Below are 12875 nucleotides of genomic sequence, written 5' to 3' on the forward strand. Positions count from 1 at the left end.
ATATAAATCGAGTACTTCAGTACGATAGGTACGATTAAATCGTTCAATATAGCCATTTTGATAAGGGCTACCGGGCTGGATATAATCAATGGTTATATCATGTGATTTAGCCCAGTTTATAAAGGTTTTTCCGGTAAATTCTGGCCCATTATCGACCCGTATTTTTAATGGATACCCATGATATTCGGCCAGTTTATCTAAGTAACGGGTAATCCTTCCTGCTGGTAAGCTTACTGCAATATCAATCCCTAACGCCTCACGATTAAAGTCATCGATGACATTGAATGTCCTAAAGCGACGCTGATTACGACTACTGTCACTCATAAAATCCATTGACCAGCATTCACCTTGTTTATTGGGTGCTGATAGCCTTTCTGGGCTTCGTGGAGGAATGCGCTGTTTACGCTTTATCCTGAGATTAAGCTTTAATTCACAATACACCCGATATACCCGTTTATGATTCCATTTATAGCCGAGCTTTTTGATATGATTAAAGCATTTAGGAAAGCCCCAGCGTAAATGCCGGTCTGTGATAGCATTCAATACCGAAACAATCACCGAATCATCCTGTAACTTAGGTTGATAATAGTAAGCACAACGGCTTAAGCCAACAATGGCACAACTCATAGCAATAGTAACCGAATGATTTTGTTGTAGTTGCTGTGCCCACGTTTTACGTGCCTTTGTGGGCACTAAAGCTTTTTTATGATTTCTTCCTGCAGCTGGGATTTTAAGCTCAGTTCGGCAAACATCTGCTTAAGCTTGCGATTTTCAGCCTCCAGCTCCTTTAAGCGTTTGATATCCGAAGTTTCCATTCCGCCGTATTTTTCTCGCCATTTATAGAAAGTTGAATTACCCATGCCATATTTACGGCACAGTTCTTTAACCGGAATACTCGCTTCAGCTTCTTTTAAAATAGCGACAATTTGATGTTCAGTCATTTTTTTCATAATTAAATCCCCTTTTCTTTTATCATAGAGAATTTTCTACTTTTTGCTGTACTATTTTAGGGGATAGTTACAGTTAAAATAATCCTCCAAAAACTTATAAGGCGTTTTCCCTGAAATCGCTTTATGTGGTTTAACGGTATTATAAAAATTAATAAAGCGTTTAAACTTTTGTTTTCTATCTATTGAATCGCTAAATATATGCTGATTATGCCACATCGCAATTCAAAGTTCGTATCACTCTTTCGGTTTTCCCATTCGTTTGTGGGCAGGCGGGTTTGGTGAATTTTTGATTAATACGGTGGTTGTTACATGTTTTAACAAATAAGTGTTCGCTGGTGCCTTGATATTCACGTCCATTATCGGAATAAACACATTCAATAGTATAAGGACATTGGGTTAACACATCGTTTTGTAAAAATTGTGCTGCGCTAAATTGGGATTTATCAGGGTAAATACCCGCATAAAGCTCACGTGAAAAATCATCAATACCGACAAATAAATATTCTCTAGTTTGCTGTTTCGTTTCATTTTTAAGTAAAGGTAAACGTTTGGTATCAACGTGTAGCATTTCTCCCAGATAGGTTTTGTTATAACGTTTAGCTTGCCGCCTTAATTTATCTTCAATCGATTTTTCGACTTTAACCAGACGGTTAATTCCATAACGAATGGTTTTATAACGTTCATTCTTACTGGTTAAAGGCACAAAAAGCTTCAATCGGGCTTTCTTTAGTACATTATAAATGGTAGGCCGACTGACCATAAAGCGTTTTGCCAAATCAGTGACCGTTATTTTTTCTTTATGATATAAGCGCCATATCTCTTGTCTGTGATAAGGCGTTAGTTTTGTTTTTTTATGTATATTCATTACAGTAGTTTCTCAAATTACTGTAAACAATACTCGTAAATCCTACATGTAATACATTAAAGCAAGCCTTATTTCGGCGTAAATTTCCTAAAAATGTACTCATTCATAGTGACCAAGGAAGCCAATATTGCAGTGATGATTTCAAGCAATTATTGTTACAATATGGGCTAAGGCAAAGCATGAGTCGAAGAGGCAACTGCTTTGATAATACGGTTGTTGAAAGTTTTTTTCATATACTCAAAACACACATTATTCATGACTATTACTACAAAACGAGGAAGCAGGCTAATAAAGCACTATTTGAATATATTGAAATCTATTATAATCGGATACGCCGTCATTCAGTCAATGGTTGGGTATCATCTGAACAATATGAACAACAATATTACCAAAACGAAAAAATGATAGAGGTGCGCACTGTCTAATATTTTGGCGAGGATCTCTATTTTAGGGGGAAGTTACACTATTTGTATATTGTGCCGATACCATTTTTATCATTAAAATTCATTTATCTATTTCATGGAATATTGATAAAATTTTGAATTTAATTTATAATCATTATTTAATAAAATAATAAAAAAATGAAAAGGTTACCAATTCTTTCAGTTGTTATTCCAGTATATAACACTGAAAAATATTTGATTAAGTGTTTAGATAGTGTTATCAATCAGTCTTTCAAAAATATTGAAATAATTTGTGTAAATGATGGTTCGACAGATAATTCGCTTGATATTTTAAGAAAGTATACTGAGAAAGATAAACGGATTAAAATTATTAGTAAAAATAACGGGGGCTTGTCTTCAGCAAGAAATGTTGGCATTGAAAATGCCCAAGGTAAGTATATTACTTTTGTCGATTCAGATGATTTTATTGAATTAAATACCTATGAAAGTTCGTTGTTATATTTCAACGTAGATACAGTAGACCTTGTTTATTTTTCTACGCGGCTCGTTTTTGAAAATAATGTCGCTCGAATTCAGGACGAACGATATTTTGAACATAAATATACAGGTTTAGTTAACTTATCGAATGATGTTATAGCAAATATGGATGTCTGTGCATGGAATAAAATATATAAACTTTCAATAATAAAGAAATATGATATTAAATTTCCTGACGGGCTTTGGTATGAAGATAATCCGTTTTTTTGGTCTTATGCTTTGGTTTGTAATTCTGCATTTTTTGTGAATAAAAGGTTTTATAATTATCTTATAAGAAGTGGCTCAATAATGAGTCAACATAATAAAAAGAGTAAAGTTTATTATAAAACTTTACATGAACTAGATTCGTTATTATGTTTTGAGCATTTACTTCATTTCGTTTTTAAATGGAATTTATTTGATAAATTTAAACCTATTTTAGTTGATTTGTTTCAACAAAAAATTTATGAGTCTTTACGTCGCTTACCAAAAAAAGAAAGGGTACTTGCTTTAAATAAGTCGACCAAGATTGCTAATCTATTTAATCTTAAATTTCATTTCCCTAATGATCGTTATTTAATTTTATTATCTAATAAGCAATATCATAAAATAGGTGAAATAAATGAATTATTTTTAACGAAGAGACAGCGCTTGTTTGGTATTTGGAATGCAAATAAATATTATTTTATTTGTTTTTTAGGTATTAAAATAAAAGTAAAAAAATAATACAAAATTGTTGTTACTTATGTTTTTATTTCTGCATTTACTTATTTTATCAAGCTTACAATAAAATTAACGAGTAAGTTTCTATTTATAGTATAATGCTCTGTAATTTTATTATTGAAATACTTTATTATGTCTCAAAAACTAAATTCAATTACGACTTTAAAGAAACTTTGGCCGTTTATAAGTCCATATAAAAAAGCATTAATTGTTGCAGTTATTGGACTTTTGTTAAATGCGGCTACAGATGCAACTTTAATATCACTCACCAAACCGTTGCTTGATCATGGACTAATGGATAAGAATTATTCTCTATTAATTATAATTGCGATTGCAATTATTGGCTTGATCTTGCTAAGAGGTTTATCTAATTACATATCCACGTATTGTCTTTCTTGGTTATCTGGAAAAGTAGTAACTAAATTTCGGCAAATGATATTTAATCATTTAATCAGAAGTCCTATAAGTTTCCATGATAGACAATCTGTTGGTGATCTTGTTTCTGTTATAACTTTTAATACTCAAATGTTATCAAAAGCCTCTTCTGATGCATTAATCATACTTATTCGAGAGATAACATATGCGATCGGATTATGCATAGTTATGTTATATGGAAGTTGGAAATTAGCTTCAGTGCTTATTATTTTAGTTCCATTGATCATTTTTATTGCACAATTTATTGCTAAAAAATTTAGGCAAACAATTGCATCAATGCAACAAGGAATGGGACAAATTACCACAGCAAGTGATGAAATGTTGAAAGGACATAAAGAAATTTTGATCTTCAATGCTAGAGAGTATGAGAAACGTAATTTTAGCTACATAACAGATTGTGTTAGGCGAGGAATGCTAAAAATAGAAGTGGTTTCCAGATTGTCTACTCCGATTATTCAGTTGGTTGCCACTTTAGGATTGGGTTTTATTCTTTATCTAGTTGCTAGCCAAAATTTAGATATTACTCCAGGATCTTTTACTGTAGTTTTTTCTGCAATGGTTGCCGTTATGCGCCCTTTACGAGAATTAACAAGTTTGCATGTTGAGCTGCAAAAAGGAGCGATTGCTTGTGAATCATTATTTGATCTTTTGAATTCTCCATTAGAGGATGATCATGGCATTATTGTTGCTGAAAAAGTTAAAGGGGATATTGAGTTTAAAAATGTAACTTATACTTACCCTACTCGACATACACCGGCACTTAATAATATTTCTTTAAAAATTAGGGCTGGGCAAACGATAGCATTAGTAGGTCGTTCAGGTGCAGGTAAATCTACAATTGCGAGTTTACTTCCTCGTTTTTATGATGTTTCACACGGTGAAATATTATTAGATTCTATAAATATTAAGGAATATACATTGAGCTCATTACGCAAGCAAATTGGTTATGTTTCTCAAAATGTACATTTATTTAATGGAACAATTGCTGAAAATATTGCTTACGGTGAAAAAGATTTGCATGGTAGAGATGATATAATTAAAGCTGCTAAACTAGCTAATGCAATTGAATTTATTGATAAGTTGGAAAAAGGGATAGATACTGAAGTCGGTGATAATGGCATTTTGTTATCTGGTGGTCAACGGCAACGTATTGCAATTGCCCGTGTTTTATTGCGTGATAATCCAGTTTTAATTTTTGATGAGGCTACTTCTGCATTAGATAATGAATCTGAGCGACTTGTTCAAGATGCTATAGAAATTCTACAAAAAAACAGAACGTCAATTATAATTGCCCATCGTCTATCTACTATTGAAAAAGCAGATCGAATTTTAGTTATTGATGATGGAAAGGTTATTGAAGATGGAAACCATCAATCATTAATCAATTTAGGTGGAATTTATGCTCAAATGCATAAAATGCAATTTAATTCTTAAACATAATTCAAAATAGATAATAGATGATATGACTAAACCAAGTAAACCTAAATATCAACATCATTTAGATAAAGATTCATCAACATGGAGAACTTTTTTAAAACTATGGCCATTAATTGCAGAGCATAAATTTATTTTATTCTTGTCTGTTATTTTACTTGTTGCCAGTGCTTTTGCTGATACCTCATTGATTGCTTTACTGCGCCCATTACTTGATCGCGGTTTTTCAATGAATGATCAAGATTTTTTATTGATGGCACCTTTTTATATTTTTGGATTAGTTTTATTACGAGGGATTGCAAATTATGGTTATTCTATTTTTCTGTCATTGATTTCGGGTAAAATAGTGATGAACATTCGACAAAGGCTATTTAGTCATTTTGTAGATGCCCCTGTTAGTTTTTATGATCAAAACTCAACAGGTCGTTTGTTGTCACGAATTACTTATGATACTGACCAAGTTGCAGCATCGTCATCGGATGCTTTAATTACTATTATTCGTGAGTCAGCATTCATTTGCGGCTTATTTTATACGATGTTTTACAATAGCTGGCAGTTGTCTTTGTCTTTAATTATCATCACTCCAATAGTTATTGGACTAATAACGTTTATTTCGGTTAAGTTTCGACGCTTGGCTAAAAATATGCAAAACTCAATGGGCAGTGTTACTATGGCTGTTGAGCAAATGCTAAAAGGACACAGAGAAATAGTGATATTTGGAGCTCAAGAGGAAGAATCCCAAAGTTTTGACAAAGTAAGTAATAAATTCCGGCGCGACAGCATGAGGTTGGTTTCTGTTTCTGCATTATCTACACCAATTGTTCAGGTCGTTATTTCTTTTGCCATTGCATTTGTATTATTAACTGCAAGCAATCCCAACTTGAATATAACTCCAGGGGAATTTACTGTTGTTTTTTCTTCATTAGTTGCTTTGATGCAACCAATCAAAAGTTTAACTAGTGTAAATGCGGGGTTTCAAAAAGGTATGGCCGCTTGTCAAACATTGTTTGCCATATTAGAACAGCCAATAGAAAATGATAATGGCTCTTTAAATATTGAAAAAGTAAAAGGAAATATTGTTTTTAAAAATGTATCATTTGGTTATGAAACTAGACATGATTTGGCCTTACAAAACATTAGTTTTTCTGTTCCTGCTGGTAAAACAGTCGCTTTAGTGGGACGTTCAGGTTCAGGTAAAACTACGATAGCAAGTTTACTTACTCGTTTTTATGATGTTTCACAGGGTACGATTTTTATAGATGGTGTTAATATACAGGAGTTTACCTTATATTGTTTAAGAAATCAGATTGGGTTAGTATCTCAAAATGTTCATTTATTTAATGATACAATTGCGAATAATATTGCATATGGTAAATTCGGCGAATTTTCCCAGCATCAAATCGAAGAGGCAGCCAAAAAAGCTAACGCTTATGATTTTATAAAACAGTTTGATAAAGGTTTTAACACATTAGTTGGCGAAAATGGTGTATTGTTATCGGGAGGACAACGTCAACGTATTGCAATAGCTCGAGCTTTATTGAGAGATAATCCGATCCTTATTTTAGATGAAGCTACATCTGCTTTAGATACTGAATCAGAACGAGCAATACAAAAAGCTTTAGATGAATTACAAAAGGGGAGAACGTCTATTGTCATTGCTCATAGATTGTCGACTATTGAAAATGCAGATGAGATACTAGTTATGAATGAAGGCCGAATTATTGAAAAGGGAACTCATTCTGAATTATTAAATATGAACGGTATGTATACAAAGTTATATAAAAGTAATTTTAACGATTAATTAATTTTTTAACATTTTGATTTAATAAGTAATTACTAAAATTTATCTAATGAAGAATATTGCTGGTAATTTTTTTTGATATCTAATTTTGGATATCGTTTGGTAATTGCGCATTTTAATAGTGCTTTTTTCGTTGGAAGAAAACAATCGTGTTGTTTTAAGAATTTTAAGATATAGAAAATATTTCTTATAACATTAGGTTTGTTGTTTGTATAAATGCGAATTAATATTTTCAATAAACCTAATTCCTTAATTATTGCATCTTTTTCTTGTTTTGCTTTAATTATATTGGATCTTAAAATAGTTTCTAAATAAGTTACATTCATAACCAAAATATAATTGAGTTTTGCTTTATCTGATAATGGTAAATCATTAATTTGTTGTATACATTTTTTTAAAACATTTCTTAAAGTTTCAGTATATATACTATCAATACAGAAATTTGATAACGAGGAAGAGCGAACTCGGTGAAAATGTGCATCCTTATTATTAAAATAATAGGATGTTTTTGCGTTAGTCATAATAGCAAGTGATACCAAATGATCTTCATGATTAGTTCCACTAAACTTTTTTGTGAATAGTTGCCGTTTAAAAATGTATCTCCATACTACACCAGAGTAATTTACTTTTTCTAATAAATAATTTAGTAATTCTGTACCCGATTTAAAAACTGTTGGCTCTATATCCATAATTTTATTTGTTGCATCTATGGGTAGGTTAACCTTAAAAGTTGTATAGTCAAAGTAAAATACATTTAAGTTAGGTTCGGTCTTTATTGAATATTTAAATTGATAAAATAGATTTGTATTTAGAATATCATCCGAATCGATAAATAAAATATACTTACTAGTTGCTAGCTCTACACCTTTATTTCTAGCAGCACTAACTCCTTGATTTGTCTGGCGAATAATCCTTATATAATCGAATTTTGATGAATATTTTTGGATAATTAATAGTGTATCGTCAGTTGAACCATCATCTATGCAAATAATTTCTTCGGGTAAACAGCTTTGATGAATTAATGAGTCCAGACAATTAGCAATGTAATTTTCTACATTATAACAAGGTATAATTATCGAAATAGGAGCATTATTATTTATCATATAATATTTTTATTAATAATTATTTTTTTAAGAATAACTTATATTTTAAGTAAACACCATAATAGTAAATAGCTTTGTAATAAGCTCTATGCTTCATTAAGTATTTAGCATAATTTCTTATTGACGAACTGTCTCCACTCAAAGGTAACTCTTCATCTTTCCATGGTGATAATTGAAAATAATGCTTGAAGATTTCAGATTGATAGACTTTAAACCAAGGCTTATTTTGTGAAATATAATGCAAAATTACTGTATAAGGTCTAATATTTTTTTCTTGATGAGCATCAATTGAAATTTTTATTTTTGTATTGAACTTTATAGGAAGTAAGAGTGTTTTCTTTTCTAGCAAAATATTTAAAACGTCTTGATCTGCGAATTTATATATATTTCCATCATTAATTAGCTCAAGTGCTTTTTCTGAAATATTTTCTTCACACCATTTTTTTGTATTTATTATAAGAACGCCGGCATTAAAATATCTAGTTGAATCGATATGATACATTCTGCTAATTGTCTGTTGCATATCTTTTGTGTCACTAACAACTCCAGCAATATAATTTTCAATGTTATATTCAGCTATTTTAGCTAATGATTGTAAACATATTACATCACTATCAAGATAAATTAGTTTATCAGTTATGGTTTCTAATAATTTCGGCATGATAAAACGAATACAAGTTGATATTGTAGCAATATGTAAAACTAAAGTTTTGGGATTAATTATGAAATTACTATTCAAATAATAGAGTGTAATTGAAACGTTATTACTACTTAATTTTTTGAATTTATCAAGATTGATTTCGGAAACCTGGTCAATAAATAAATGGAAACTTAGATTATAGCTTGGCGTGTTTTTTATTACTGATAACATCGCAATCCCCGCAGGAATTGCATAATTATCATCAAATCCTAAAGCAATATTAAGTGTTGAGTATTTAGGATCATAATTATTAAAAAGAGGTTTTATTTGATCAATAAATTTATTAACGTTAAACATGTAGATGATTTAGATATTAAAAATATATGGCTAATTATATATTTAATCCTTATTAAAATATAGATTAAAAAATTGAGTAAAATTAAATAAATTTACACATGATTATATTTTATTTAGAATATAAGAAAGTCCTTTAACTAAAAGTAATAAATGTTTAACTCAAATAAATACATCAGTGGAGTTCAGGTTTTTAAAGTATTAGAAGAAAAAAACTTAGATATGAGGCACATAGCGCTAGCATTCGATGATAATTATGCAATGCCAGCAGGCGTTACTATTTCTTCAGTTATCTGCAATAATCCTGATATACATTTATGCTTTCATCTATTTACAGATCAAATATCTCCAGCTAATTTGGAAAAATTTAAACAGTTGGTAAGTGCAACAACTACAATAAAAATATATTACCTCAACAGTAATTTTCGAATTAATTCAGAAACATTAGTTTTAGGCTATTTATCTGCAATGTCATGTGTTAGATTTATTATTCCTGATGTATTGAAAGATGAAACAGAAAAATTCTTGTATCTTGATAGTGATATTTTATGTTTAAAACGGATCGACGCATTATACAATACTGAATTAAAGGATAATATCGCGGGTGTTATACCTGATGATAACGTAATGAAAAATACTATAAAAGATTTATACTCAATTGACGCAGAAAAATATTTTAATGCAGGTGTTTTACTTATAAACACTAAACAATGGGCGATAAACAATATGACTGAACAGTGCATGAATATGATAAACGATGGAAATGTTTATCGTTTTGCTGATCAAGATGTTTTAAATATTTTATTAGAAAATAAAACTTTACTTTTACCAATTAAATATAATACTAAAATTCAGGTTTCAATTTCTTGTAAAGAAGAACAGTCAATTGCACCATATACTGTATTATTGCATTATGTTTCAGGATATAAACCATGGTACCAAACATTTGATTCTGAATTATTTAAAATATATTTTAAGTTATCTCCATGGAAAACTACTAAACGTCCCTTAGCATTAAAAAGATCTTGGCTACGTCATTATGCTAAATTCAGCTTTAAAAAAGGAAGGATTGCCACAGCATTAAAGTTTTATTATCTTTATTTGTTTAGGGGCTGTTGATCTTTGCTGTACATAAATTACTCAACAATACATTGGCAGCCACATTAACATAAATGCCAGTGATACCATACTGGCATAATTCCTTTCTAACTTATCGTATCTAGTTGATATTGAACGATATTGCTTGATTCTAGCAAAGGCATTCTCGACTAAATGACGATAGCGATAAAGGCTCCTCTCCTATCCATACTGCTTTTATCTATATCCTTACCATAATTACGTTTAGCAATCACCGTTCGTCCGCCTTTTTGACGAACAAAGCACCGAAAAGGCTCGCTGTCATAACCTTTATCAGCTATCACTGTATTGACTTCATCGAGCTTTTCAACTAGGTTTTCTGCATAAGTGATATCATGTCGTTGTCCTTCAGAAAGCTCAAAACAAATAGGCAAACCACCACTATCAACCGCAAGATGAATTTTAGTTGAATTACCACCACAGCTATGACCTATTTGCTCACAATGCTCCGTTGCAGCGCCTGTACTGTGTTGATGAGCCCTGATAATTGAGCCATCTAGGAACACCCATTCAAAATCCGCTAGTTGTAATAAATGTTTGAAAATATCAACTAATATTCCTTTTTTAGACCACAAATTAAATCGTCTATAGACGGTGCTCCATTCACCAAACTCTTTTGGCAAATCTCGCCAAGGAATTCCGGTTCTCATTCGGAAAAGGATCCCTTCAAACGTCATCCGATGCTCGGATTTATTATAAACTCGGCCGGTATTTTTCATTATTTGTAGTAGCTTTTCCCACCGTTTATCTGTTAGCATTGTTCTTGGCATGATGAATCGAGTTATGGTTGTTTTTGGCTGAATTATTATAACTCACATCATGCCGTCTAAAAAATAATCACGAAAGATCAACACGCCCTAATAAGTTTGTATGATTTGTTGAAAACAGATTTAAAATAATCTAACAAGCAGCTTTACTTATTAAAAAGGCATAAAACAATTATGGTTGATATTGTTTTATAATAGTCTGATATTCATATGATTGTCCATCGACCGATAGTATCAAATCGTTTTTAATAAAGGATTGATCGATGTTTACAGAATAACCAAGTAATTTGCTTAATAAAAACACAAGATTGGATGTGTTTATCATATTTTCATCGTTACGATAACTTTCAACTTCTTGGCAAGGATAATCATCATATGTTGAATATATCATTAAAGGAATTTCAAATTGGTTACTAAATTCTTTTGTTTTTCTTAATAGTCCATGTCCTAAATTGACAATTTCACCGTGATCTGGCGTATAAATTAGGATGAAATCATTCAATTTTTCTTTTAGTATTGTATAAATCTGTTTTATAACTCGATCTGTGTGGTGAATAGTAAGATCATAGTCGTCTCCTTCGGGTAAGGCTGACACATCTAGTTCATCGTAACCAAGTTTATAAGGTTTATGGCTTCCAGCTAAATGAATAACGATAAAATTTTTCTCATTATTTTGAAAACCTGTCTCAATCAATTGTTGTGGAAGTTCTAGATCATCTTTCAGATTTTCGATAAAGATATTGCTTAATTTTGCTATAATAGAGTATTTGCTACTGTGTGGGCCGGATTCTCCATTTTTAGATATCCAGTAAGATTTATAATTTTGAAAATTAGCCATTTCAATTATATTTTTTTCATCTAATAAGGGAGTTTCATTTTGCGGTTTTGCGAATGAAAATAACATTGGCACAGCATCTCTTGTAATTGATGCAGGAGAATGTACTTCATTTATTATACAACTATTAGTTTGCGTGAAAATTTTTTGCATTTCTGGCGTTGTATTTTTTTTGTATCCATAAGTACTATGTCTACCACGGTATGCTGATTCACCCAAAATAAATATTATATTTTTATATTTTTCATAGGTATTTAAGTCATTTGTGTCAATTATCGAAGAATTGAATTTTTCATGTTGAACAACATTTGTATATTTTTCGGAGAATCCTAAGTAATCAACTATTAATATGGTAGTGTTCCCAATCACAACAGGATATTTTACTCGTATATACTTATTTAAAGAAAAAAATGGATCAACTTCAAACTCAACAATATGTCTTTTATCTGATAAATAATAGTATAAAGTGTTTTTAAATAAGAAAAAGCAACAGATAAAGATTATAGACCAATATAATATTTTGCTCCTAAAAGATATACTTATTTTATTATATACGAAATAAGTATAAATTATCGAGAAAAGAAAAGAAGGCAATATGATTGATAGAAATTCATTTTTTATCATTATATAGCTTTGATTTGTATCATTTTCTAAAGCAGTTTTCAAAAGAGAATCAGAGATATAACCATATTTTAAATTAAAAAAGAACTCAATTGCTAAAATGAAATTGAAGATTCCAAATATAGGTAATCTTATCCATTTTGTTTTAGGGAAAATTACTAGAAAAAATAAATAAATTAATAATGTATAACTAATATTAGTTAAATTATTTATATTTATTTTATTGTATGCAATAAAAATAATTGTAAAATATAAAGTAATAAGAACTTTTTGTTTAGTTAAAACAAAAA

Annotated in this window: 10 protein-coding genes and 2 pseudogenes; 5 read left to right on the plus strand and 7 right to left on the minus strand. The window is 30.4% G+C overall.

Translation table 11 applies throughout. The features are described 5' to 3' along the window. From A9G32_RS05705 to A9G32_RS05715, 3 genes and pseudogenes are all read right to left on the minus strand, one after another. Positions 1 to 693, minus strand: a 693-nt coding sequence (locus A9G32_RS05705; protein WP_065640654.1) for an IS3 family transposase, incomplete at its 3' end; no start/stop codon positions are given. After that, positions 693 to 950 carry a transposase gene (locus A9G32_RS05710; RefSeq protein WP_065589596.1) on the minus strand — a complete coding sequence of 86 codons (258 nt, stop codon included), beginning with the start codon at positions 948 to 950 and terminating at the stop codon, positions 693 to 695. The genes A9G32_RS05705 and A9G32_RS05710, both read right to left, overlap by 1 nt. Positions 951 to 1001: 51 nt before the next feature. Beyond that, positions 1002 to 1815, minus strand: a pseudogene (locus tag A9G32_RS05715) (integrase core domain-containing protein). A 47-nt stretch (positions 1816 to 1862) separates the two neighbouring features. On the opposite strand from A9G32_RS05715, the pseudogene A9G32_RS12565 reads away from it, so the two are divergent. The 4 genes and pseudogenes from A9G32_RS12565 to msbA (A9G32_RS05735) all read left to right on the plus strand — a co-directional run. After that, positions 1863 to 2240: pseudogene (locus A9G32_RS12565) on the plus strand (IS3 family transposase); the annotation flags it as partial. A gap of 156 nt (positions 2241 to 2396) precedes the next feature. Beyond that, on the plus strand, positions 2397 to 3461 hold the full coding sequence (locus tag A9G32_RS05725; RefSeq protein ID WP_065590643.1) for a glycosyltransferase family 2 protein: 1065 nt from the start codon (positions 2397 to 2399) through the stop codon (positions 3459 to 3461). 129 nt (positions 3462 to 3590) lie between these two features. Next, complete coding sequence (gene msbA / locus A9G32_RS05730; RefSeq protein WP_065590644.1) at positions 3591 to 5327, plus strand: lipid A export permease/ATP-binding protein MsbA; 1737 nt, start codon at positions 3591 to 3593, stop codon at positions 5325 to 5327. A gap of 28 nt (positions 5328 to 5355) precedes the next feature. After that, positions 5356 to 7128, plus strand: a complete 1773-nt coding sequence (gene msbA / locus A9G32_RS05735; RefSeq protein WP_065590645.1) for a lipid A ABC transporter ATP-binding protein/permease MsbA — start codon at positions 5356 to 5358, stop codon at positions 7126 to 7128. Between the two features lie 35 nt (positions 7129 to 7163). Here msbA (A9G32_RS05735) and A9G32_RS05740 read toward each other — a convergent pair whose 3' ends face one another. Beyond that, on the minus strand, positions 7164 to 8231 hold the full coding sequence (locus tag A9G32_RS05740) for a glycosyltransferase (RefSeq protein WP_065590646.1): 1068 nt from the start codon (positions 8229 to 8231) through the stop codon (positions 7164 to 7166). 19 nt (positions 8232 to 8250) lie between these two features. Next, positions 8251 to 9228 carry a glycosyltransferase family 8 protein gene (locus tag A9G32_RS05745; RefSeq protein ID WP_065639718.1) on the minus strand — a complete coding sequence of 326 codons (978 nt, stop codon included), beginning with the start codon at positions 9226 to 9228 and terminating at the stop codon, positions 8251 to 8253. A 150-nt stretch (positions 9229 to 9378) separates the two neighbouring features. Between A9G32_RS05745 and A9G32_RS05750 the strand changes: the two genes are divergently transcribed. Next, positions 9379 to 10344: a glycosyltransferase family 8 protein gene (locus A9G32_RS05750; RefSeq protein ID WP_081296768.1), complete on the plus strand. Its 966-nt coding sequence runs from the start codon at positions 9379 to 9381 to the stop codon at positions 10342 to 10344. 21 nt (positions 10345 to 10365) lie between these two features. On the opposite strand, the gene A9G32_RS05755 is transcribed toward A9G32_RS05750, so the two are convergent. Beyond that, positions 10366 to 11132, minus strand: a protein-coding gene (locus tag A9G32_RS05755; protein WP_255306788.1) for an IS5 family transposase whose coding sequence is annotated in 2 segments (ribosomal slippage) — positions 10366 to 10526 and positions 10526 to 11132 — 768 coding nt in all. Because the reading frame shifts where the segments join, the coding sequence is not laid out codon by codon here. A gap of 169 nt (positions 11133 to 11301) precedes the next feature. Then, positions 11302 to 12875: phosphoethanolamine transferase (locus tag A9G32_RS05760; RefSeq protein ID WP_081296769.1), on the minus strand; the 1574-nt coding region annotated here is incomplete at its 5' end.

The organism is Gilliamella sp. Gris3-2 (assembly GCF_001690345.1).
Classification (GTDB): domain Bacteria; phylum Pseudomonadota; class Gammaproteobacteria; order Enterobacterales; family Orbaceae; genus Gilliamella; species Gilliamella bombi.